This is a genomic window from Geomonas diazotrophica (assembly GCF_019063885.1).
Lineage (GTDB): Bacteria > Desulfobacterota > Desulfuromonadia > Geobacterales > Geobacteraceae > Geomonas > Geomonas diazotrophica.
In genome coordinates, this window is record NZ_CP077684.1 from 1527369 (window position 1) to 1550622 (window position 23254).

Annotated in this window: 24 protein-coding genes and 1 tRNA gene; 16 read left to right on the top strand and 9 right to left on the bottom strand. The window is 62.3% G+C overall.

The window, feature by feature from the left end; translation table 11 throughout:
• Complete coding sequence (locus KP003_RS06655; RefSeq protein WP_216498733.1) at nucleotides 1–408, bottom strand: bacteriohemerythrin; 408 nt, start codon at nucleotides 406–408, stop codon at nucleotides 1–3.
• Nucleotides 409–527: 119 nt separating this feature from the next.
• Here KP003_RS06655 and KP003_RS06660 point away from each other — a divergent pair, with 119 nt between their 5' ends.
• Nucleotides 528–1124 carry a hypothetical protein gene (locus tag KP003_RS06660; RefSeq protein WP_216791198.1) on the top strand — a complete coding sequence of 199 codons (597 nt, stop codon included), beginning with the start codon at nucleotides 528–530 and terminating at the stop codon, nucleotides 1122–1124.
• 73 nt (nucleotides 1125–1197) lie between these two features.
• Here KP003_RS06660 and KP003_RS06665 read toward each other — a convergent pair whose 3' ends face one another.
• Together KP003_RS06665 and KP003_RS06670 are read right to left on the bottom strand one after the other, a co-directional pair.
• Nucleotides 1198–1380, bottom strand: a complete 183-nt coding sequence (locus tag KP003_RS06665; protein ID WP_216498735.1) for a hypothetical protein — start codon at nucleotides 1378–1380, stop codon at nucleotides 1198–1200.
• A gap of 76 nt (nucleotides 1381–1456) precedes the next feature.
• Nucleotides 1457–2278, bottom strand: a complete 822-nt coding sequence (locus tag KP003_RS06670) for a polysaccharide deacetylase family protein (protein WP_217300503.1) — start codon at nucleotides 2276–2278, stop codon at nucleotides 1457–1459.
• A 158-nt stretch (nucleotides 2279–2436) separates the two neighbouring features.
• Between KP003_RS06670 and KP003_RS06675 the strand changes: the two genes are divergently transcribed.
• From KP003_RS06675 to KP003_RS06710, 8 genes are all read left to right on the top strand, one after another.
• Nucleotides 2437–2883 (top strand): thioredoxin family protein, encoded by a 447-nt coding sequence (locus KP003_RS06675; RefSeq protein ID WP_216498737.1) that lies wholly within the window; start codon nucleotides 2437–2439, stop codon nucleotides 2881–2883.
• A gap of 99 nt (nucleotides 2884–2982) precedes the next feature.
• Entirely contained in the window at nucleotides 2983–3129 is a 147-nt protein-coding gene (locus KP003_RS06680; protein ID WP_216498738.1) for a hypothetical protein, read from the top strand.
• 50 nt (nucleotides 3130–3179) lie between these two features.
• Entirely contained in the window at nucleotides 3180–5027 is a 1848-nt protein-coding gene (locus KP003_RS06685; protein WP_239027659.1) for a sensor histidine kinase, read from the top strand.
• A gap of 1 nt (nucleotide 5028) precedes the next feature.
• Nucleotides 5029–5439, top strand: a complete 411-nt coding sequence (locus KP003_RS06690; RefSeq protein ID WP_216791201.1) for a response regulator — start codon at nucleotides 5029–5031, stop codon at nucleotides 5437–5439.
• A 145-nt stretch (nucleotides 5440–5584) separates the two neighbouring features.
• On the top strand, nucleotides 5585–6232 hold the full coding sequence (locus tag KP003_RS06695; RefSeq protein WP_216498741.1) for an outer membrane protein: 648 nt from the start codon (nucleotides 5585–5587) through the stop codon (nucleotides 6230–6232).
• A gap of 23 nt (nucleotides 6233–6255) precedes the next feature.
• Nucleotides 6256–7068: a PAS domain-containing protein gene (locus tag KP003_RS06700; RefSeq protein ID WP_217300505.1), complete on the top strand. Its 813-nt coding sequence runs from the start codon at nucleotides 6256–6258 to the stop codon at nucleotides 7066–7068.
• A 310-nt stretch (nucleotides 7069–7378) separates the two neighbouring features.
• Nucleotides 7379–10582 (top strand): PAS domain-containing sensor histidine kinase, encoded by a 3204-nt coding sequence (locus tag KP003_RS06705; RefSeq protein WP_217300506.1) that lies wholly within the window; start codon nucleotides 7379–7381, stop codon nucleotides 10580–10582.
• Nucleotides 10583–10699: 117 nt separating this feature from the next.
• Nucleotides 10700–11191 carry a WbuC family cupin fold metalloprotein gene (locus KP003_RS06710; protein ID WP_216791207.1) on the top strand — a complete coding sequence of 164 codons (492 nt, stop codon included), beginning with the start codon at nucleotides 10700–10702 and terminating at the stop codon, nucleotides 11189–11191.
• Here the strand turns inward: KP003_RS06710 and KP003_RS06715 are convergent.
• The 6 genes from KP003_RS06715 to KP003_RS06740 are packed head-to-tail and all read right to left on the bottom strand — an operon-like array spanning nucleotide 11188 to nucleotide 17892.
• Nucleotides 11188–12096: a polysaccharide deacetylase family protein gene (locus KP003_RS06715; protein ID WP_216791209.1), complete on the bottom strand. Its 909-nt coding sequence runs from the start codon at nucleotides 12094–12096 to the stop codon at nucleotides 11188–11190. The genes KP003_RS06710 and KP003_RS06715 overlap by 4 nt on opposite strands.
• Nucleotides 12097–12115: 19 nt before the next feature.
• Nucleotides 12116–13027 carry a formyltransferase gene (locus KP003_RS06720; protein WP_217300507.1) on the bottom strand — a complete coding sequence of 304 codons (912 nt, stop codon included), beginning with the start codon at nucleotides 13025–13027 and terminating at the stop codon, nucleotides 12116–12118.
• Complete coding sequence (locus KP003_RS06725; protein WP_216791211.1) at nucleotides 13017–13955, bottom strand: glycosyltransferase; 939 nt, start codon at nucleotides 13953–13955, stop codon at nucleotides 13017–13019. Before KP003_RS06725 ends, KP003_RS06720 begins: the two co-directional genes overlap by 11 nt.
• A complete protein-coding gene (locus tag KP003_RS06730) occupies nucleotides 13952–15115 on the bottom strand; it encodes a DegT/DnrJ/EryC1/StrS family aminotransferase (protein ID WP_216791213.1) in 1164 nt (387 codons plus the stop codon). The genes KP003_RS06725 and KP003_RS06730 overlap by 4 nt, the downstream gene beginning before the upstream one ends.
• 14 nt (nucleotides 15116–15129) lie before the next feature.
• A complete protein-coding gene (locus KP003_RS06735) occupies nucleotides 15130–16170 on the bottom strand; it encodes a bifunctional UDP-4-keto-pentose/UDP-xylose synthase (protein ID WP_217300508.1) in 1041 nt (346 codons plus the stop codon).
• Between the two features lie 60 nt (nucleotides 16171–16230).
• Nucleotides 16231–17892: a glycosyltransferase family 39 protein gene (locus KP003_RS06740; protein WP_217300509.1), complete on the bottom strand. Its 1662-nt coding sequence runs from the start codon at nucleotides 17890–17892 to the stop codon at nucleotides 16231–16233.
• Between the two features lie 341 nt (nucleotides 17893–18233).
• On the opposite strand from KP003_RS06740, the gene KP003_RS06745 reads away from it, so the two are divergent.
• The 7 genes from KP003_RS06745 (at nucleotide 18234) to KP003_RS06775 (ending at nucleotide 23161) form a co-directional block, all read left to right on the top strand.
• A tRNA-Val gene (locus KP003_RS06745) sits at nucleotides 18234–18308 on the top strand.
• 260 nt (nucleotides 18309–18568) lie between these two features.
• Nucleotides 18569–19099, top strand: a complete 531-nt coding sequence (cobO, locus tag KP003_RS06750) for a cob(I)yrinic acid a,c-diamide adenosyltransferase (RefSeq protein ID WP_216498751.1) — start codon at nucleotides 18569–18571, stop codon at nucleotides 19097–19099.
• A 34-nt stretch (nucleotides 19100–19133) separates the two neighbouring features.
• Nucleotides 19134–19538 carry a cobalamin B12-binding domain-containing protein gene (locus KP003_RS06755; RefSeq protein ID WP_216498752.1) on the top strand — a complete coding sequence of 135 codons (405 nt, stop codon included), beginning with the start codon at nucleotides 19134–19136 and terminating at the stop codon, nucleotides 19536–19538.
• Nucleotides 19539–19710: 172 nt separating this feature from the next.
• Nucleotides 19711–20655, top strand: a complete 945-nt coding sequence (meaB, locus tag KP003_RS06760) for a methylmalonyl Co-A mutase-associated GTPase MeaB (RefSeq protein ID WP_216498753.1) — start codon at nucleotides 19711–19713, stop codon at nucleotides 20653–20655.
• An 81-nt stretch (nucleotides 20656–20736) separates the two neighbouring features.
• Nucleotides 20737–21573 (top strand): L,D-transpeptidase, encoded by an 837-nt coding sequence (locus KP003_RS06765; protein WP_216498754.1) that lies wholly within the window; start codon nucleotides 20737–20739, stop codon nucleotides 21571–21573.
• Nucleotides 21574–21645: 72 nt separating this feature from the next.
• Nucleotides 21646–22284, top strand: coding sequence for a DedA family protein (locus KP003_RS06770; RefSeq protein ID WP_217300510.1), 639 nt, complete (start codon nucleotides 21646–21648; stop codon nucleotides 22282–22284).
• Between the two features lie 139 nt (nucleotides 22285–22423).
• Entirely contained in the window at nucleotides 22424–23161 is a 738-nt protein-coding gene (locus KP003_RS06775) for an RNA methyltransferase (RefSeq protein ID WP_217300511.1), read from the top strand.
• Nucleotides 23162–23254 lie beyond the last annotated feature (93 nt).

Below are 23254 nucleotides of genomic sequence, written 5' to 3' on the forward strand. Positions count from 1 at the left end.
TCAGCTCACCCCGCAGTCGCGCAGGTACTTCGCGTAGCGCTTGTCGGTGAGCTCGATGTGGTTCAGCACCCAGCTGGACAGGAAGTTCAAAAGTTCCAGGGCGAGCCCCGGGCGCTTCGAACTGAGCCGCTCCTTGAAGGCGAAGGCCTTGGCGATGAAACGCTGGTGTTCCAGTTCGTGCAGCGCCATCTCCGGGTACTTGTGGGTGCGGAACAGCTCTTCCTCCACCGCGAAGTGCGCCTGTGCGTAGTTGAAGAGGTTGGTTAGGACATCTTCCACCACGTCGGCAGACTCGTTGTTCCTGATTGCCCGGTCCAGTTCCTCCATCAACTGGATCAGCTTCCTGTGCTGCTCGTCCACCTTGCCGATCCCCACCGACAGACTTTCCGACCACTCTATTATTTCCATGAACCTCTCCCTTAAGGGGCGTGCTGAAACCTCTATCCGTCTTGCTCCGTAGCCAACCGGGCCCACTCTGTGCTATGTTGTCCTTCGCCGCCAACTTCGCTGCATCACCCGGAGCCTTCATGGCCGAGCCCCTACAGCATGAACTGGAAATCTGCTGCCAGCAGATACTGCTACCCGACTCCTCCGTCTATTCGGTGCAGTGGATCGATATCCCCGCCGAGGCGGCGCTGCGGGCCACCCCGACCTTCCTGCTCGAGCACTACTTCAAGGTGGTGCGGCGCTGCACCCTGGGGCTGATCACCCCCGTCCAGGACCCGAGCGGCGTCGAGTTCCGGATCACCGGGACCCGTTGCGCCCTGCTCGCCTTCAGCGCGGCCCGCTTCGAGGAGGACCGGGGGACCCAGGCGGCCCATCTCTGCATCAGCGGAGGACTCCTGGTTCAGCCCGGGGAATGCGACAGCGGCATGTTCTCCCTGCTGAGCGCGGCCGGCACGGAGGGGGGGCGGGTCACGGTGCAGCTCTCCGACTACTGCCCGCTCCTTTTGGGTAGCAGGAACCCCTCCAGGCTGCGCAAGCTCTGCTACGGCATGACGCAGTCCTTCTTCCACAAGGTGGTGACCTTCAGGTACCTGGCCTCCCTTTTCCGCGCACTGTGCGGCGTGAAAGCGCGGGTGGCAGTCAGAAACGTGGCGGTGCGGCAGGGGACGGACATCTGACCCAAGCTACTATTCGGATCGAGGAAAGAGTACTTGAGGGATTTGAAAGGGGGGGGCTGAAACGGGGGTGGCTCTAGGCTGGCTTCTTCTGGTTCAGCGCTTCGTAAAGCGCGATCTGTTCGGCACTGGAGAGTTTCTTTCCTGCGCAATGCTTGCCCCGGCACATCCTGCACCTGTCGTCGGAACACCACTGGCAGAAGGTGCAGTCAGGGCAGGGGTGTTTCTTGCAGCTCTGGGACCCTTTGTTGTCTTCCATGTAACCGTTCACCGAGGGTGTGACTTTGAAAGCGGCGCCGGCGCCATTTGCCGTGCGCCGCTTCTGTTTTGCCGGGTCAGTAGACCAGGTTTCTCTTGGGAGCGGTCCCCTCGACGATGCGGGCGAAGGATTTTCCCTGGTCCGCATTGATCAGGAGGTAGCGCGGCAGCTTCATCGCCACGTCGCCGGGACCGGCGTGGTGCGCCTCGATGGTGAAGGTCGCGACGTAGCCCGCCTCGGCCGCCCTCTTAAGCAGGTAGTCGTCGTAGATGCCGAAGGGCCAGGCCAGGAGGTCCACCTTGGTCCCCAGCTTCTCTTCCAGCCGCGCCTTGGACTTCTTGAGCTGGGTCTGCACCGACTTCTCGAACTCGGCGGGGGGCATCGTCTTCCTGTCGTGCTTGAAGTTTGGGTGCCAGAAGGTGTGGGACTGGATGTCGAAGCCGTTCTTCTGCAGGATCTTCAGTTGTTCCCAGGTCATGGCGTACTTGGCGTTGGAGATCGCGGAGGGGTAGACGAAGACGGTGACCGGGACGTTGTACTTCTTCGCCAGCGGCAGCATGTCGCTGAAGACGGTCTTGTGCGCGTCATCTTCGACGATCACCACCGATTTGGGGGCGGGCGCGGGACCCTTTTTCAGGTAGTAGTCCACCAGTTTCCTGAGCGGGATCACCGTGTAGCCGTTGTCCCTGAGGTACTTGAGGTGTTCCTCGAAGACCGAGGTCTTGATGGTCATCCCGTCGGCCACGGTGGGCCCGAAGCGGTGGTACAGGAGTATGGGGACGTTGACCCCCTGGCTGACGGCGGGCTGGGCCGGCTTGGCGGCAGGGGTGACGGCCCGGGCGCCCGGTGCGGCCAATAGGGCGATGGCAAGGAGCAGGAAAAGGATACGGTACTTCATACGGTGCAAAACCTCCGGTTGATTTTGGAACGTCCCAACATACCAGAAAGCTGGCAAATGTGAAACGCAGAATGCGGCTGGTATCGAAAGGAACGGGATGGACGGCCGGCGTGATGGTAGAATTCACCAGGTCAGACTCTTCGCAAAGGAGGTAACATATGTCATCCTTCCAGCTCAGATGTCCCGGCTGCGGCGCCTTGAACCGCATCCCCCAGGAAAAGGAGGGGGTGGCCGGGGTGTGCGGCAACTGCCGCGGCAAACTCCCGCCTCTCTACAGCCGTCCCCGCGAGCTCAACGACACCGATTTCGATGCCTTCATCGCCGCGTACCCAGGGCCGGTAATCGCCGAGTTCTGGGCCCCCTGGTGACCGCACTGCGTATCATTCGCACCGGCGGTGCGGAAGGTGGCGGCACTCCTTGCCGGGGAGGCCGTGGTGGTCCAGGTAAATACGGAGCAAAGCCCTGCGCTCTCGGGACGTTTCGGGGTGCGAGGCATCCCCGTGCTGCATCTGCTGCGCAACGGGAAATCTTTGGAGCAGTTGGCCGGGGCCCAGTCGGCGGAGGCGGTGCTCGCCTGGTTCAGGCGTTTGCAGGCGAGGGGATGACATGGTATTGGCACAGATGGGGTCGATCCTCATTGACAGTGACTCGGTGTTTGGCAGAATTACTCTCTGCAACTTCATAATGAGAATGGGGAGGTGTCAATGACGCGGGACCAATTGCAGATCCTGGAGAATCAGCTGGTGGCCAACTGCCAGTACAAGGGCATCCAGACCACCCTGCACAAGTTACTGGAGAGCCTTTATGAGGGTAAGACCCTCGATGCCATACTCACCGAGATGCTGGAATGAAACGCGCCACGCCGCGGGAGTGAGACCTGGGGGGTGGAGTAAGGAACTTGATGTTTCGACAGGGAAAACCCACAATACGCAGCCAGCTGTCCACCCTGGTTGCCGCCTGCGTCCTCCCGGTGTGGCTGATAGCCGCCCTGATGGCGCGTCATGCCTACGTCACCAAGCTGGACCAGGTGAGCCGCGACCTGCTCGAGAACGCGAGGGGGATGAGCATGGCGGTCGATCGGGAACTCGCCAACGTGCAGGCCTCCCTCACCGCACTCGGCAGTTCGCCGTCCTTCAGGAAGGGGGACTTCGTCGCCCTCCACCAGCAGAGCAAGGAAATCCTCAAGAACTACCCCGGCGCCGACATCATCGTTGCGGACGGCACCGGGCAGCAACTGGTCAATACCTACCGTCCCCTCGGGAGCAGGCTCCCAAAGCGCAACAACCCCGACACGGTGCGCCGCATCTTCGAGGGGGGGAAGCCCATCGTCAGCGACCTCTTTCGCGGCGCGGTCACCAAGCGCGCCGTCATCGCCATAGACGTGCCGGTCGTCATCGACGGCGTCGTCGCCTACGACCTCTCGATGTCCTTCCCCTCGCAGGTCCTTTCCTCCGTGCTGCAAAGCCAGAACGTGTTCAAGGATTGGTACGGGACCGTGGTGGACCGCAACGGGGTGATCACCGCCCGTACCCGTAACCTGGCCGAATTCGTGGGGAGGCAGATCACCGGGGATCTCCGCACGGCCATGTCGCGGGCCAACGAGGGGACCATCAGCCTGAAAAACTCCCAGGGGGTGCCCACCTTTTCCGCCTTTTCCAAATCCCCCTTCACGGGATGGACGGTCGCCGTCGCGGTCCCCACCGAAACCGCGCTCGGAGAGATCTACAGCTGGATGCGCTGGGCGGTGGGCGTCGGCGTCGCCATATCCCTGCTGGGGATACTGCTCGCTTCCTGGATCGCGAGCCGGATCGCAAAGGACATCCAGTCGCTGGTGGAGCCGGCGCTGGCCATCGGCCGCGGCGAGGTGGCGACGGCGATCGGCACGGACTCCAAGGAGGCCTCCGAGCTGGCGGAGGCACTGGTGCAGGCTTCCCAGCTGCTGCATCGCCGGGCCGAGGAAAGGGACCAGGCGGAGCGGCAGCTCTCCCTCACCATCGAGGAGCTCCGGCTCGAGACCGTCGAGCGGAGCCGGGCCATGGAGGAGGTGCGCCGGCAGGAACAGCTCCTTACCCAGCAAAGCCGTCAGGCGGCCCTCGGGGAGATGGTGGGCAACATCGCCCACCAGTGGCGCCAGCCGCTGAACGCGTTGGGGCTTTTGGTGCAGCAGCCCCTGCTGTTTCACGAGCTGGGAGAGCTCGACCGGGAGTTCCTGAAGGAACACGCGGCCAAGTCCATGGAGATCGTGAAGCACATGTCGCAGACCATCGACGACTTCAGGAATTTCTTCAGGCCGGACAAGGAGAAGATCCGCTTCAAGGTTTCCGACGAAGTCGCCAAGGTGCTGTCGCTGGTCGACGGCAGCCTTCAGTCCCTGGGGGTCTCCTTGCAGGTGCAGCAGGAGGGTGACCCCACCATCGAGGGATACCCCAACGAGTTCGCCCAGGTCCTGCTCAACGTCCTGCTGAACGCGCGCGACGTCATCGCCGAGCGCGCGGTGGTCGCCCCGACCGTGCGGGTCCGTATCGCGGAACAAGCGGGGAGGACGGTGCTGACTGTGACCGACAACGCCGGCGGGATACCCGAAGAGATCATGGACCGGATCTTCGACCCCTACTTCACCACCAAGGGGCCCCAGGCCGGCACCGGTGTCGGGCTTTTCATGTCCAAGACCATCATCGAGAAGAATATGGGAGGCGTCCTCACCGCGTGCAACGTGGACGGGGGCGCCCAATTCAGGATAGAGGTTTGACATGCCAACCACGCTGATGCTTGTAGAAGACGATCGGGACACCCTGGAGATCCTCTCCGTCGTGCTGCGGCGCAAGTATGGCGACCTGCAGCTTTGCACCGCGGAGAACGGCAGGAAGGGGGTGGAGCTCTTCAAGGAACGGGACGTGGACATCGTGATCACCGACGTCAACATGCCCGAGATGGGAGGGGTCGCCATGGTTCAGGCCATCAGGGGGATCAAGCCGCAGGTGCAGTTCATCTTCATCACCGCTGATGCAGGAAGAGCTACCCTGGAACACTCGGTAGGGGCGGGTTTCAAGCTCGACCACTACATAGAAAAGCCGGTCGACTACCACGATCTGTTCTCGGCTATCGATGAGTCGCTGGCAACGGTGAGGGCCATGTCGTTTAACGGCACCGGTAAGAACTGAACCGGTGCCGGCGTAGCGATGCGTCATAAAGCGAGGTGAACAACGAGAGTGTGTACAAGCAGGCCGGTACGCTGTATACTTTCGTCGTTTGCTGTGAAGATGTCGATGCGATCAAAGAGACCTGCCGCACACAAGGAGGAAGCCCATGAAAAAGAACCTGCTCGCCATTCTCGTTCTGACTTTGCTTGCCCTTCCCGCCGCCGCTATGGCGACTCCCCCCCGCCCGGGACCGTACGTCGCCGGGTTTGTCGGGGTGACCGTCCCCGAGACCGTCGACGCCACCAGCTTCGGTGGGGGCACCGTCTTCAACGACCGGATCAAGTTCGATCCCGGCCTGAACGTAGGGGGTGCCCTGGGCTTCGACTTCGGCATGATGCGTCTCGAAGGGGAGATCTCCTACAAGGACCTGCAGCTCAACGCGGTCACCGACCGGGACACCGGTGAGCGGTTCAGGGTCGCGGACGGCAGCGTCGATACCACGGCCTTCATGGCCAACGCGTTCATCGACCTGCACAACGACAGCCCCATCACCCCCTACCTTGGAGGGGGCATAGGCTTCGCCGCGCTGCACCTGAACGACGTGTTCAGCCGTGCTGGAGATTTCCTTTATGAGGCCGACGACCAGGTGGTGTTCGCCTACCAGGCGGGCGGCGGCCTGGAGGTCGCCCTGAACCGGCAGCTTTCCCTCGACCTCGCCTACCGCTACTTCGGCACCTCGAAGGCGTCCTTCATCAATACCGAGTTCGAGGTCCAGTCGCACAACGCCACGATGGGGCTCAGATTCAAGTTCTGACGGGGAGTTGACACGGGGCGACCATGGACGATCTGAGTGCTCAGAACCAGGAACTGGAACGGCAAAACCAGCAGCTGCTCGACGCCTACGCCCAGCTGGACAGGGCACTGGCCCAGTACGCCGAACTCTACGACTTCGCCCCGGTAGGCTACCTGACCATCGGGGAGGGGCGGCGCATTGAAAAGGTCAACCTTACCTGTTGCGCCCTTTTGCAGCGGGACCGCGTGGTGCTGCTGGGGAAGGACTTTTTGGAGTTGGTGGTCAAGGAGGACCGCCCGGCCCTGCTCGATTACCTGGAGCGCCTTTGCTGTCGCAGGGACGGCGTCAATTGCGAGGTAAGGCTGCACAACGGAACGCCGGTGCTGCTTGAGTCGGCCGTATCCAAGGAACACCGCGAGTGCCGCATCGTCATGCTGGACGTGAGCCGGCAGAAGCAGGTCGAGGGGGCACTGCGTGAAAGCGAGAAACGTTTCAAGGCGCTGGTTGAGGTGACCTCGGACCTGGTGTGGGAGGTGGACGCCAATGGCGTCTATACCTATGTCAGTCCAAAGGTGTTCGACCTGCTCGGCTACACCCCCGAGGAGGTGGTTGGGAAGACCCCCTTCGACCTCATGCCGGCACACGAGGCAGACCGGCTGCTCATGATCTTCGGCGAACTCGCTGCCCGGCAGGAGCCGTTTGACAACCTCGAGAACGTCAACCTCCGCAAAGACGGCAAGGAGGTGCTCCTCGAGACCAGCGCCGTTCCCATCTTCGACGGGAACGGTGCCTTCGTCGGTTTCCGGGGGATAGACCGGGACATCACCCACCGGCCGGCTCCCAAACGGGAAGGTTAGGCTTTCATTTCGCCGCCGAACACAGGAAAAGGCCAAGTCCGCAAGACTTGGCCTTTTCTTTTGCGACGTCATGGCAGCGGGGGATGCTGCAATAGGGACGGGGCTCCCGCGAGATTATTTCGTTGTAATAAGCTTGTTGTATTGATATTTTGTGCTGACCGCCAGGGGCGGTTTCCTCTCAGTAGAGGCGGCGAAACGGCTACAAAGAAGCAAAACGATATCAAGATGCACAGTCAACGAGTCGATTAGTCAGTAATTGTTACGTCACGTTCAGGTTCGCCCTGCAGGACGCTGTTAACGGTGGTTAGTTATGCTCAGATTCGGTAACATCGCGGCGCCGCTGCTCACCTGCTTCGCCACACTGATAGCCACGCTTTATTGGGCGGAGCCGCAGGCTGTTTTGGAGCCGACGGCACTGCTGCCGGTTCTCAACACGGTCTTCCTCGCCTTCATCCCTTTCTTCATCGTATTCATCTCGACCAGGCTGTTCCTGGCCGTCGGACGCGTCCCCCTGCTCATGCTCGGTTGCGGCATGCTGGCCCTGGGGGCCGGGGGGGCTGTCTCGGGATGGTTCATAGGTCAGCCCAACGGACCCAACATAACGGTCACCATCTACAACAGCGCAGCCCTGCTGAGCGGTCTGCTCCTCTTTGCGGGCGCGCTGGCTCCGCTATTCGGTGCCAAGGACACTCCCGCCGGGCTCCGACTCCCCCTGCTCCTTATGAGCTACCTCGGCGTCGTCCTGGTCTCAGGCGGCATCGTGGCAGCCGCGGTTGCCGGGTTTGCCGCCCCCTTCATCGTCCAGGGAGCCGGCCCGACCCTGACCGGGAAGGCGGTGCTGGCCGCCACCATCCTGTTTTACGCGGCGACTGCCGCTTTGTCCCTGAAACGGTACCTGAAGCTGCAGTTGGAACTGTTGCGCTGGTACGCGACCGGCCTGGCGCTCTTCGCCACGGGGCTCACGGGTGTCCTGCTGCAGAAGTCGGTGGGGAGCCCCATGGGGTGGGCGGGGAGAACGGCGCAGTACACCGGCGGGATCTGCATACTGATCGGCGTCCTGAGCTTCTGGAAATCCATCGTCGACACCGGCCACTCCATAGCCGAGGCCTTCGGCGAGGTGTCACGCAGGCGCATCAGCGAGCTCGAGCAGATGAACGCCCAGCTGCAGCGGGTCATTGCCGAGCAGCAGTCGACCCAAAAGGCACTGCAGGAAAGCCGCATGCTGTTGGCGAACATCATAAGCGGCACCTCCGATGCCATCTTCGCCAAGGACCTGCTCGGGCGCTATACGCTGTTCAACGCCGCTGCCGAACGGGTCGTGGGAAAGAGCGCCGCGCAGGTGCTCGGCCAGGACGACAGCTTTCTCTTCTCGCCGGAGGAGTCTGCAACGGTGATGGCCTACGATCGGAAGGTGATCGAGTCCGGTGTGGTCAACACCTACCAGGAGGTCGTTTGCGACGCGTCCGGCAGGACCGTCACCTTCCTTTCCACCAAGGGGCCCCTGTTCGACGTCACCGGGGAACCCTCGGGCCTTTTCGGCATCTCGCGCGACATCACCGAGCTTAAAAGGGCGCATGATGAGCTGGACCGCGTGATGCAGGAGCAGAGCATCATCCTTGAGAACGCACCCATCGCCATTTTCAAGATCGTGGACAGAAGGCAGGTCTGGATCAACCGCAAGGCGGAAGAGCTCTTCCAGTACTCGAAAAAGGAAATGGAACTGCAGACCACCCGGAAGCTTTATCCATCCGACGAGGCCTACGAAAAACTCGGCAGGGAAGCGTATTCCGTTCTGGCGCAAGGGCTGCCGTACGAAACCGAGCAGGAGCTGATAAGAAAGGACGGCGCCCGCCTGCGGGTCAGGTACGTCGGCAAGGCCATCTACCCCCCGGACCTGTCCAAAGGGACCCTTTGGCTGCTCGAGGACGTGACCGAGCGGAGGCTTATGGAGGAGGCGCTGCGCGAGGGAGAACGGCTCTACCGCAACCTCCTTGAGAACGTGCCGGCTATCATTTACAACTACTCGACCAAGCGGGGGGGGCTCTTCTACTCGCCTCAGGTCGAGAAGGTCTTTGGTTACCCGCTGCAGGCGTTTTACGACAACCCGATGCTCTGGAAAGAGTCCATTCATCCGGATGACATCGGCGTGGTGATGGGGGTAATCGCCGAGGTGCGGGCCAGGGGGCAGGGTGAGCAGCACGTCGAGTACCGCGTGCGTGACCGCAGCGGCGAATGGATCTGGCTGCACGACACCTTGATCAGACCCGAGGTCGCACACGATGATACCGTCATCTTCGGCATAGCCCAGGACATCACCGAGCGCAAGAATCTTGAACTGAAGCTCGCCGAGAGCGAGCTCAAGTTCCGCAACCTGGTGATGAACGCCCCGTTCCTGGTCACCAACGTCGACCGCGCCGGGACCATCGAGTTCATCAACAGGTGCTCGGAGGGGTTCGATCACGAAACGGTCATCGGAACCAGTTCGTATGACTATATCGAAGGGGAGAGCAAAGAGGTCTACCGCGCGGCGCTGGAGCGCACCTTCGCGCAGCGGCTCCCGCAGCGGATCATCGTCTCCGGCCTTGGGGACGCCGGCACCTCGCGCTGGTTCGAGACGGTGCTCGGACCGCTGGTAAACGGCGGGAGGATGGAATCCGCCATCCAGGTCACCATCGACATCACCGAGCGCAAGCTGGCCGAAATGGCCCTCGAGGACGCCCGTGACGAGCTGGAGCGGCAGGTCGCGGCGAGGACGGAATCTCTCACCGCGACCAACGCCCGTTTGCGGGCCGAGGTCGAGGAGCGCATGCGGGCCGAAGGCCAGATCCTCGAACACCAGAAGAAGATGGAGGCCTTGACCCAGGAGCTCTCCCTCACCGAGGAGCGCGAACGGGAACGCATAGCGGGCGAACTGCACGACCAGGTCGGCCAGCACCTCATCCTGGTGAAGCTGAAGCTGCAGTGGCTCGCCAACGAGCTCTCTTCCGACAAGGAGATCGGCCTGGCCGAGGAGATCGACAATCTCCTTTCCCAGTCGATCCAGGACATCCGGTCCCTGACCTTCCAGTTGAGGCCCCCCATCCTGGCCAACGCCGGGCTCGGTGCGGCCATAAAGTGGCTGGCGGAGGAGCTCAGGGAGAACTACGGGCTGAACTTCGAGCTTGTCGACGACCATACCCCGCTCCCCTTCAGGTACGAGGTCCGCTCCTCCATCTTCCAGGCGGTGCGGGAGATCCTTTTGAACGTGGTCAAGCATTCGCACTGCAGCCTGGCCCGGATCAGGCTCGGCAACGACGGCTCCCGCATGGTGATCGAGATAACCGATAACGGTACCGGCTTCGACCCGGAGGAGGTGGCCAGGAAGAAGAGCCGCTCCGGAGGGTTCGGCCTCTTCAACCTGCGCAGGAAGATCGAATACCTTGGGGGAGAGCTCAGGATCGAAACCGAAATGGGAGCGGGGACGCGGGTTACCATTGCCGTCCCCCCTGACCTGGCCGGCTCGGCCGAGGGGTAGCTCCCGACGAAACAGCGCGGCTAACCAGGACATCCGGCGAAGCCCTGCGAACCAGGCCGGTGCGAAGCCGGCGGATTCGCCCTGCGCCATACCCATCCACCCTTACCGGAGCACCTCATGAAAAAACTCGATTTCGACGATCTCACAAGCCTCAGCAGCGAAGCGCAACAATCCCCGCGCAAACGGATGAATCGCAACCTTCATTCCGATCTGTCCGACCCGGTTCAGCGCCTGGCGATCGCCATGGAGCCCGACACCTACATCCGCCCCCACCACCATCGGCAGACATGGGAGATCCTGATCCCTCTGCGGGGGCGTTTCGTGGTATTGACCTTCGACGATGGCGGCGTGGTGATCGAACGTGCCGTGCTGGGGGAGGGGGGCTTCGCCGTCGAAATCCCGGCGGGGGGGTGGCATGCCGTGCTTTCTCTTGACGGCGGCGGTGTCATCTTCGAAGTGAAGTGCGGCCCGTACGCCCCTTTCAAGGAGGAAGACTTCTCCCCCTGGTCCCCTGCCGCCGATGACGATGCGTACAAGGAGCTCATGCGCTGGTTCCGTGATGCCGAAGTGGGGCAGCGCTGGCCGGGTTGTGGTGAAGGCGGCGCCTAGAGAGCCGGTCTCTGCAAGGCAACAGGCATCGCCCTGCCGGGGAGATAAGCCATTTCCACCGAGCAGTCGGGCGCCTCGGCCCCGTACTCGGTGGCCGCTTCCCTGAGCGTAAGAAAGCGCACGCCGCGCCCGGTGAGGCGGGTGAGCAGGTCTTTGAAGGCGTGGGTGAGGGCTTTCCCCTCGAGTTCCGCGTGGATCGTGTGCACGTTCAACCCGGAACGCAGCCGCCTCAGGTAGATGTCGTTGACCGTGGCGGCGGTTATCCCGTTCTCGCCGATCAATTCGTCCATGGTGGGCCAGGTGGAAGGAACCTGCAGGGTCTGGAAACGTTTGCCGTTGAAGACGGGGTAGAAGGGGAACTCCCCCCTGGTGTCGCTGCAGTAGGCAAGGCCGAGGGAGTCCTGGACCTCGAACGACGCGGCACTTACGGTCCAGCCGGGGGCGGCGCAGGTGGCGGCGGGAGAGCCGAAGATCTCCTCGAAGCCGGCAAAGGCCCGCCCCAAGTCCGCTTCGACCTCCTGCCGGGAGAGCCGGTGCAGGTGGTCGTGCCACTCCACGTGGTCCCAGCAATGTATCCCGGTTTCGTGGCCGGCATCCCGCACGCTCCTTATCACCTCCCCCAGTTCCTTGCCGATCATCGGCGCGGGAAGCAGGGTCCCGTAGAGCATGGTCTTCAGACCGTACATGGCCGGCGCCTTGGTGCGCAGCATCTTGGCCAGGAAACCCTTGTGGAGGAGGCGGCGCACGGCCTTCCCCGAGTTGTCGGGGCCCAAGGAAAAGTAGAAGGTCGCTCGGACCCCGAAGGCTTCGAGAAGCTGCAGCAGGTTCGGGATCCCGTCACGGGTGCCGCAGTAGGTATCGACGTCGACCTTGAGGGCTACGGTCTGTGGCTCGTATTGGTGCATGCGGTCTAGGCTCCCTGGCTCAGGTGAAAAGCGCGCCGTGGCAAGGCGTGGCTGCGACGAAGTCGGCGGCGCAGAGTTCCGTCTTCCCTTCGAACTGAAGGCGCCGTATTTCCAAGAGGCCGCTGCCGGTGCCCACCAAAAGCGGTTGCGTCGACACGACGCGCCCCGGCCCCCCGGTTCCCTCGACAGGGAAGGCCTGCCAGACGAGGAGCTTTTGGCCGGCAAGGGTGGTGAAGGCTCCGGGGTAGGGGTGGGTGACGCCGCGCACCAGGTTGTAGATCTCTACCGCGCTCAGGTTCCAGTCGATGCGGCCATCCTCGGGCCTGCGGCCGCCGCAGTAGTTGCCCGCCTTCAGGTCCATCGGGATGCGCGGCGCGCTCCCCTCGATCAACTGCGGCCATGAACGGCGCAGCACCTCTACCGCCGCCTCGGTCACCTTGTTGAAGACGTCGAAGGCCGTGTCCTCGAAGGCGATCTCCACCCGCTCCTGGTCGACGATCTCGCCGGCGTCCGGCTTCTCCACCATGTAGTGCAGGGTGACCCCTGTGGAAGTCTCCCCCTTGATCACCGCCCAGTTGACCGGCACGCGCCCGCGGTACTTCGGGAGGTAGGAGCCGTGCATGTTGAGGGCGCCGCGCCCGGCCAGTGACAGCACCTCGGGGGTGATCATGTTGCGGTAGTAGAAGGAGAGCAGGAAATCCGGGGAGAGTTCCGCCAGGATCTCGCGGTTCTCCGGGGCGTTGATGCTGCTGGTCAGGCAGGGGATGCCGTGGCGTGCCGCGAGCCCGCAGACCGACTGGAACCAGATCTCCTCGCCCGGGGAGTCCTCGTGGCTGAAGACGAGACGGACGTCGGCCCCTTGGCGCAGCAACTCCTCGAGGCAACGATAGCCGACGTTGTGGTAGGCGCAGACGACGACCTTATCCTTCATCGCTCCCCCCGTAGATCCTGCGTACCACGAAACGCGGCCTGCGCCGCACCTCCTGATAGATCCTTCCCACGTATTCCCCCACGATCCCGATCCCGAAGATGGTGATGCCGATGAAGAAGAACAGGATGGCGAACAGGGTGAAGACCCCCTCGACCTCGGCGCCGACCACGAAGCGCCTGATGAGCAGGAACAGGGCGAAGGCGACGGCGCCCAGCGCGGTGACGATGCCGGTCAGGGCGAAGAGCTGCAACGGCACCACGGAAAAGCCGGTCATGAGGTCGAAGTTCAGGCGGATCAGCTTGTAGAAGGAGTACTTGCTTTCCCCCTCGCTTCGCTCCGCGTGCGCCACCTCGATCTCGCTGGGGCTCGCGGCGAAGGTCTGTGCGAGGGCGGGGATGAAGGTGCTCGCCTCGCTGCAGCGGTTGATGTTGTCCACCACGTTTCTGTGATAGGCCCTCAGCATGCAGCCGTAGTCGGTCATCTTCATGCCGGTCATCTTGCGGGTGGTGATGTTGACCAGACGCGAGGCGCTCTTGCGGAAGATCGAGTCCTGGCGGTTGTGCCGTATGGTACCCACCACGTCGTGCCCGTTCTCCATTTCCGCGACCAGCTTGGGGATCTCCTCGGGGGGGTTCTGCAGGTCCGCGTCCAGAGTGACAATGATCTCGCCCCGGCTGATCTCGAAGGCCGCCATGATGGCCATGTGCTGACCGAAGTTGCCGTTGAACTCGATCACCCGCACCTCGGGGTAGTCGTTCGCCAGCCGCTTCAGGATTTCCAGCGACCGGTCGCGGCTGCCGTCGTCGGTGAAGATGATCTCGAAGGGACGTCCCATCCCGGCCAGAGCCGGGTAGAGCCGCTTCATCAGGTTGTCCAGGTTCCCTTCTTCGTTGTAGACGGGAACGACGATGGAGAGGTAGGGGGTCATTTGCGGTTCCTTGCTATCACTTCCTTCACGGCATCGACCACGTCCCGTGCGTCGTCCCGGGTCATCTTCGGGAAGAGCGGCAGGGAGAGGATCCGGTCGGAGGCATAGTCGGCGTTTGGAAGCGAGTTTTCGGGCTGCGGCAGGTTGGCCTGGTACCATGTGTGCCGGTGCACCGCCTTGTAGTGCAGGCCGCTACCGATGTTGAGCTCCTTCAGCTTCGCCATGAAGCCGTCGCGGTCGATGCAGAGGCGCTCGATCTTCACAAGCGGCGTGTAGAGATGCCAGGCGTGCCGCTGCGGGTAGGGGGCGTACGCGGGGAGGCTCAGTTCTGAGACGTCGGCCAGTTCCTCGTTGTAGAAATGGGCGATCTCGGTGCGCCGGTCGATGAAGCCGTCCAGCTTGGGAAGCTGGTGGATCCCGATGGCGGCCTGGATGTCCATCATGTTGTACTTGAAGCCGGGGAGCACGATGTCGTAGTTGGGAGTGCCGCTGGCGGCGAAGCGCTTCCATGCCTCGCGGCTCATGCCGTGGAACTTCAAGAGCGACACCTCCTCGGCAAGCGCCTCGTCGGGGGTGCAGACCATGCCGCCTTCGCCCGTGGTGATGTTCTTGTTGGGGTGAAAGGAGAAGATGGAGACGCTGTCGAGGGAGCCGATCCTGCGCCCCTTGTACTCGGTTCCGGCGGCGTGGGCCGCGTCCTCGATCACCGCTAGGCCGAACTCGCGGGCCAGTTCGAAGATCGGGTCCATGTCGCAGGGCTGCCCGGCAAAGTGCACCGGTATGATGGCCCGGGTGCGGGGGGTGATCTTCTCGCGCACCAGGGAGACGTCCAGGTTGAGGGTCCCCGGCTCGATGTCGACGAGGACCGGTTTCAGCCCGCACAGGACGCAGATGCTCACCGTGGATGCGAAGGTCATCGGGGTGGTGATCACCTCGTCCCCCTCCTGGAATTTCAGGGCCAGAAGGGTCAGGTGCAGCCCGGCGGTCGCGGAGGAGAGGGGCACCGCGAACGGTGCGCCCACATAGGCACGGAACTCCTCCTCGAAGCGCTTCACCTTGGGTCCGGTGGTGATCCAGCCCGACTTGAGGGAGTCGACCACCTCGTTGATTTCGGCATCCTCGATGGTCGGTGTGGAAAAGGGTAGAAACTCGCTGCGCACGTGGCCTCCGGAGATTACAAAAGGTGCTGGATGGTTTCCCGCTGCTCGATCAGGTAGAAGTCGAGGGTCTGCTTCAGGGCGTCGTCCACGGAGGTGGTAGGTTCCCACCCCAGGTGCTTCTTCGCGTTTTGTACCGAGGGGACGCGGTTCAGCATGTCCTGATATCCCTTGCCGTAGTACTCGCCCGAGGTGACCTCGATGATGCGGCAGTTTTCTGCCTTGTCCCGGTAATCGGGATACTGTTTGACCAGTTCGAGCAGCTTGTGCGCCAGCTCTTTCACGGAGAGGTCGTTGCCGGGGTTGCCGATGTTGAAGATCCGGGCGTCGGCGCAGCCGTCGCGGTTCTCGATGATGCGCATCAGGCAGTCGATGCCGTCCTCGAGGAAGGTGAAAGAGCGGCGCTGCTCGCCGCCGTCCACGAGCTGGATCGGTTCTCCGGCCAGGATGTTGTAGAGGAACTGGGTCAGCACCCGGGAGCTTCCCTCCTTGGCGGTGCTGATCGAGTCCAGCTTGGGACCGATCCAGTTGAAGGGGCGGAACAGGGTGTAGCGCAGACCCTCGTGGGCGCCGTAGGCGTAGATGACCCGGTCCAGCATCTGCTTGGCGCAGGAGTAGATCCAGCGTTCCTTGTTGATCGGGCCGAGCATGAGCGGCGAGTTCTCTTCGTCGAACTCGCGGTCGGGGCTCATGCCGTAGACCTCGGAGGTGGAGGGGAAGATGACGCGCTTGTTGTATTTCGCGCAGAGGCGGATCACCTTGAGGTTTTCCTCGAAGTCGAGTTCGAAGACGCGCAGCGGGTCCTTGACGTAGGTGATGGGGGTGGCGATGGCCACCAGCGGCAGCACCACGTCGCACTTCTTGATGTTGTATTCGATCCACTCCTTGTTGATGGTGATGTCACCTTCAAGGAAATGAAAGCGCTGGTGTCCCATGGACCGCTCCAGCTTGTCGCAGGCCATGTCGAGGCCGTAGACCTCCCAGTCGGTGGTGGTGAGGATGCGGTGGGTAAGGGCGTTGCCGATGAAGCCGTTCACACCCAGGATCAGTACTTTCATATGTCTCTCCTTTGCTGCTGATTGTCTCCGGCGGGCAGAGGCCGGCCGGAACAGAATTCTTTATCTGTTGGTTACGAGGTAGTGCTTCGAGCTCTGCCACAGTATGCGCGGCTTGATGGCGGAGCCGCCCGAGAGCTCGTCCAGATAGTCGCGCAGTAGCATGGCGTACACGGGTTTGGGGCCGTTCCAGAGGGTACGGAACCCGTCGCGGTTCAAAAACCAGGCGGACTGGTCGCCGATTTTGCTGCCGAACTCGATCTCTCCGGGGCCGTCGAAGATGACGCAGCGGCGCTCCGCGTAGTAGCTCAGTCCCTGGCGCAACCCCTGGCTCACCAGCACCGCGTCCGGTTCGGCGAGCTTTTTGACGATCTGTCCCGGTTCGCGGTACGATTTGCGCTCCACGAAGAGCGGGAAGACGATGTGGGGCGCGGTCAGAAAGAGGAGGATGGAACCGGCGAGAAGGCCCACGAAGAGCTGCCGCGGGTCCCCGCGCTTCACCGCTGCCAGCGCGACGGCCCCCTGCAGGATGAAGATGGAGCCGATGACGAGCCCCCCGATGGGGCCGACCAGCGGTCTGTGCGCCACCAGCGGGTAGAGCAGCGCCGCGCACCCCAGAAGGACCAGGAGCCAGCCGAAGGCAAGGGCCGGGCGGCGCAGGGGACGGAAGTCGCCGTTGAAGGCGCGGTCGAACACCCCGGCGATCAGGATCGCCAGCGCCGGGTACACCGGCAGGATGTACGCCGGCAGCTTCGAGTTGGACTTCGAGAAAAACGCGAAGATGATGATGGCCCAAAGGGCGAGGTAAAGGCGCGCTTCTCCCCCCGGAAGGGCCCGGTTGCGCCAGAAGTTGCGCAGCGCCGTGGGGATGAAGAAGGACCAGGGGATCATGAAGCCGAACAGGATGGGGATGAAGTACCAAAACGGCTGGTAGCGGCGGTGCACCTTGGTCAGGAAGCGCTCGAAGTGTTCATGGATGAAGAAGAACTGGAAGAACTCCGGATTGCGCTGGCACACCAGTACGAACCAGGGTGCCGCAACCGCCAGGAACAGCAAGAGCCCCGTGCCCAGGCGCATTTCCTTCAGGATGCGCCAGCGGCGGGTCAGCACGATGTGCCAGAATATGACCGCGCCGGGAAGCACCATGCCGATCAGCCCCTTGGCCAGTACCGCCAGCGCGGCGAAGAGGTAGAAGAGATAGTAATAGCCCGGTCTGGGGTGGTCGGCGTCGCGGGCGGCCAGGATGTAGCTCCCCAGCGCCACGGTCATGGTGAAGGTAAGCGGTATGTCGGTGATGTTGATCCGCGCCTGAATCAGGAAACCGGTGCATCCGCCAAGTACCAGGGCTCCGAGGAGTCCGGTCCGGCGGCCGAAGAGTTCCCGCCCCAGGTGGTAGCTGAAAAGTACGGTGCCGAGGCCGCTCAGAGCGCAGACCAACCGGGCCGAGAATTCACTGATGCCGAACAGGTAAAAGGAGATGGCGTTCAGCCAGTACAACAGCACCGGCTTCTCGAAGTACTTTACGTAATTAAGCAGCGGGGTGATCAGGTCGCCGCGTTCCAGCATCTCCCTGGGGATCTCGGCGTAGCGCGCCTCGTCCGGGTCGACGAGGGGGAAGTGGCCGAGAAGTTGGAGAAAGAGCAACCCGAACAGTAAGGTGAGCAGCAAAAGGTCCCGGCGCCGCGATTCATGCGACCGGGTCAGATAGTCCAGCTGAAGTGGCATTGTGGATTGCTCCCCAGGTGACCGGTTCGTCACGCGACGGTGGGTATACTCACTCAAAGCGCCGATACTAGGTTATGCCGCATTACCCGGATATGACATCTAAATGACAATATTGTCATAAATGGAGCGCACGGTGTGGTTGCCCTGTAAAAGTGATTGCCATTCGCCGGAAGGGGAAGTGTCATCAACGGTGGGAAGGGAAATTTTTTGGACCGGCGTGCTGGTCAATAAGTGCGGACGGCATCGAAATAGTTGCGCTGCACGTTGCTGGGGACAGGTTGACTGCAGAGAAACAACCCTTGACATCGAAAAAGCCATCTGCTACATACACAGAACACTTCGGGCGATTAGCTCAGCGGGAGAGCACTGCCTTCACACGGCAGGGGTCACTGGTTCGAACCCAGTATCGCCCACCAAAGACACAACAAAGGCCAAGTCCCATGACTTGGCCTTTTTCGTTGCACCCTTCACCCTGATTCCTCCTTTCTGTTCACCATTTCTAGAACCACCTGCAGGTCGTTCACTCCCCCCTTGTTCGGCTAACGTCGTTCTAGCTGCGGCTCTTTCGCCTTGACACTTTACGTGAGCTGTTGCTATATTGCGGTCGCTCTTGAGGCTCCCCGTGCGGGGTCTCGGAGCGCGGTGTCAATTTCCCTGCTGCGGGCAGAGGTGATTCGTGAAACTGGAACGCGGTCTTATTCAGGTGTATACCGGCAACGGCAAGGGGAAGACCACGGCTTCGCTGGGGCTCGCCCTGCGCGCCGTCGGCCGCGAGCTCAAGGTCTGCATGATCCAGTTCATGAAGGGGGGAGGGCCCTACGGCGAGCAGATGGCCGCCGAGAAGCTGGCTCCCTTTCTCACCATCATCCAGACCGGAAGGCCGGGGTGGGTCAACAAGGACAACCCGCACCAGACCGACAAGGACCTTGCCGCAGAGGCGCTCGCGCTGGCGTCCGAGAAGGTCTGCGGAGGCGAATACGACCTGGTGATACTGGACGAGATCAACGGCTCGGTCTCCATGGGGCTGGTCCCGGTGGAGCGGGTGCTCGAGCTTTTGGCCAGCAAGCCGCCGCAGGTGGAGCTGGTGCTTACCGGCCGCAACGCCCACGAGAAGGTCATCGAGGCGGCGGACCTGGTCACGGAGATGTGCGAGATCAAGCACTATTACAAAGCCGGCGTCAACGCGCGCGTCGGCATCGAGAAATAGATTCCATTGAATTTACTGATATCGGAGGTTTGCCATGGCTGAAAGAAGAATTCGCGTGCTGGTGGGAAAGCCTGGTCTTGACGGCCATGACAGGGGTGCCAAGATCATCGCCCGCGCGTTTCGCGATGCCGGTTTCGAGGTGATCTACACCGGTCTGCACCAGACCCCGGAGCAGATCGTCTCCGCCGCCATCCAGGAAGACGTCGACCTGGTCGCGCTTTCCATCCTCTCCGGGGCCCACAACACCCTGCTTCCCGCGGTGAGGGAGATCATGAAGGAGAAGGATGCCTCGGACATCGTCCTGATGGCAGGTGGCGTGATCCCCGAGGACGACATCCCCGGGCTCAAGGCGGCCGGCATCGCCGAGGTCTTCACCCCCGGCACCTCCACCGAGACCATCGTCGGCTGGGTTCGCGACAACATAACGCCCCACGCCTAACAGCTAACGGACGTTCTACGTTCTAGGTTCTACGTTGAGCCCGGTAATGAAACAAGTGCGCCGCGCAGTTGCCAAAGAGGCAGCCCGCGGCGTATCACTTGGTGCACTGCGATTTTTAACGTAGAACGTTGAACATAGAACGTAGAACGTAGAACAGATTTCGGAGCCTCCCATGACCCTTGCCGAACGCGTGCTGGACGGCGACATACGCGCCGCCGCCCGCCTTATGCGCGATATCGATGACCGCTTCAAGAGCGCCATCGAGGAACTGAAAACCCTCTACCCCCACACCGGCAACGCCTACATCATCGGCATCACCGGCCCCCCGGGGGCGGGCAAGTCGACCCTGGTCGACCAGATCGTCTCCGCTTACCGCAAGAAGGACCTCCTGGTCGGGGTGGTGGCCATCGATCCCACCAGCCCCTTCTCCGGTGGCGCCATCCTCGGCGACCGCATCAGGATGAACCGCCACGCCGACGACGCCGGGGTCTTCATCCGCAGCCTCGCCACGCGTGGGGCCCTTGGGGGGCTCTCCCGCTCGACCACCGACGTGGTCAACGTGATGGATGCCATGGGGATGGACGTCGTCGTCATCGAGACGGTTGGGGTAGGACAGGATGAGGTCGACATCGTCAGCACCGCGCACACCACGGTGGTGGTCATGGTGCCGGGCCTTGGGGACGACATCCAGGCCATCAAGGCCGGCATCCTCGAGATCGGCGACGTCTTCGTGGTCAACAAGGCCGACCGCGAAGGTGCCGACCGCACCGCCCGCGAACTCACCACCATGCTGGAGATGAAGCACCCGGACCCGGCAGGATGGGCGCCGCGCGTGCTGCAGACCGAGGGGGCGCGAGGGGTGGGGATCGACGCGCTGGTGGAGGAGTTCGACGCGCACCACGTCTACCTGAAGGAGTCGGGGGCGTTGCAGCGCCTGATCGAGGAGCGTAACGTCAAGCTCTTCACCGACACCCTGAGGGAGGAGCTCTTCGAGACCGTCTTCGGGGCGATCAAGAGCAACGGCCAGTACCAGGAGATCCTGGCCGGCATGCGCGACAAGAGCACCGACCCCTACAGCGCGGTGCAGAAAGTCATGGCGGGACGCGCTTTTTCTTGACCGAGCGGGGGCAAAGGTGTTAATTAGAACGAAATGGGGCGCAAGGCCCCATTAGTCGTTTCTCGGTTGGGAGCTGGCAAGATGTTACGTAAGGTTTTGGCTTTTCTGGTCCTGGTGATCCTTTTTTCCATCGTCGTTTACAACCCCTCCGCAACTTCCGAGCCCGGACCCAACCCGCAGGACCCGGCCAAGGAAGACCTCTCCCGGGTAGAATATCCGAGCCTCGCCAAGGTCCCCTGGCGCGCCCATTTCATCGAGCCGCAGGAAACCCTGGAATCCCTCTACGGCGCCGACTGGGTCACCGTCGCCCGCTTCAACCGCATCGACCGCCGCCACGTCTATCCCGGGATGACCATCAAGGTCCCGGTCGACATGGTCGCCGCCCGCAGCTACACCCCCATGCCGCAGGAGTATCCCGAGGCCAAGCGCTACGACAAGTACATACTGATCGACATGACCGAGCAGTGGATGGGCGCCTACGAAAACGGCAGGCTCAAGTTCTCCGCGCCCGCCGCGACAGGTGCACCCGGCCACGAGACCCCGGTCGGCGTCTTCCGCATCGATGCCCGTCATCGCAACCACACCTCTTCCCTGTACAAGACCGAGGACGAGAGCGGCCAGTACCCGATGGACAACGCCATGCGCTTCCATATCGGCCCCGACAACGTCTCCTACTGGATCCACGCCCGCGACCTTCCCGGCAAGCCCGCCTCGCACGGCTGCGTGGGGCTCTACGACGAAGGGATGCAGAACAGGGTGTACGGGATCCCGGACAAGCCACAACTGGTCGACTCGCAGAAGTTCTACGCCTGGGCCGTAGGCGAGAACGAGTATGAAGGGGACACCGGGGACCTGGAGGAGCTGGAAGACGCTCCCGCTGTCGAAGTAAGAGGCACCAACCCCGTTTACCGCAAGTAATAACGCGCTATACTCTCCAGTTGTGTCCGCCACTGAATCTGCGGTCATCCCACTGTCACAACTGGAGCTTTTGTGCAGGAGCTATTCAGGGAATACCTGCAGGCGCACGGCTACTGGGTGCTCTTTCTCGGGACCTTCCTCGAAGGGGAGGCCATCCTCATCTTCGCGGGCTTTCTCGCCTTCCAGGGGTACCTCGACGTCTACCTGGTCATGCTTTCCGCGCTGGTCGGTTCCTTCCTCGGGGACCAGTTCTATTTTCACCTGGGCCGGACCAAGGGGGCGCAGCTGCTGCGGCTGTTCACCGCCTTCTCCAGGAAATTCGCGAAGGCCTTGCGGCTCATCGAGCGCTACGGTACCTTCGTCGCCTTCGTCTCCCGGTATACCTACGGGTTCCGGATCGTGCTTCCGGTCATCCTCGGGATGACCACCTTTCCCTCGCGCCGCTTCCTCTTCCTGAACTTCCTCTCCGCCCTTACCTGGTCCGTCCTGTTTTCCCTGGCCGGATACCTCTTCGGCAAGACCGCGTCGCTGTTCATCGAGGACCTGCATAGCTACGAGCCGTACCTGATGCTTGCCCTGGCCGGAATCATCGCCTGCCTGTGGTCCAGCCACTTCGTGGCGCACAGGTGGCGCAAGAGGCACGCGCGGGCCAGGCTCAAGCGGATCAAGTCCCGTCCCCGCCGTCCCAAAATGAATCACAACCACCGTTAGAGGCCGAAACCTTTTCTCTCCCGGTTCTCCGTCGTCGACCCTCAATTGTCAATTGTCAATTCCCGTTGGTTGTGGTCTAATGCCGCCCGCGGTCCGGCTTCCGGTCGCACATTCCGCAGTAGAGACGAAGGGCATTTGCATGGATTTGAAGGAAAGAGTTTCCGTCGTTTTGGTCGGGACCCAGAGTCCCGGAAACATAGGCATGGTGTGCAGGGCCATGAAGAACATGGGGCTGCGCGACCTGCGCCTTGTCAACCCCTGCCAGGTGGATCACCTGGACGCCATCAAGTTCGCCGTCTCCGCGCGCGACCTTCTGGAGAGCGCGCGCGTCTTCACCTCGCTTGAAGACGCCATCGCCGACAGCGAATACTCGGTGGCCACGACGAGGCGCCACGGCAAGTACCGCTCCGAGATCAGCACCCCTCCCGAGATCGTGGAGCGCTTCGCCGGTTGCGCGCCGAACAGCCGGCTGGCGCTGGTGTTCGGGCGCGAGGACAGCGGGCTCACCACCGACGAGGTGGCGCTTTGCCGCTGGCAGTCCACCATCGAGACGGCGGACGAGTTCGGCTCGCTCAACCTCTCCCAGGCAGTGCTGATCTTTTGCTACGAATTCCTGAAAGGGGCCGCCCCTGCGCCGGTCAAGGCCGCACGCGAACTGGCAGGCTCTGCTTCTTTGGAACCGATGTACGCCCACATGGAAAAGACCTTCCTGCGGATCGGCTACTTGAACCCGCAGAATCCCGACCACATGATGCGCACCATGCGGCGCGTCTTCTCGCGCGCGGAGCTGGACGAGCGCGAGGTGGCTTCGCTGCGCGGCCTTCTCTCACAGATCGACTGGGCCTGCGCCGAGTTCAAGGGGAAGAAGGGCGCCTGATTGACGCGCGTTGTTAAAATGTGTTAAAGTTGGCCACCGCGACGCCGAATCGGGATGGGTAGGGGGGGCGTCGCATCCGGAGTTGTACCGCTT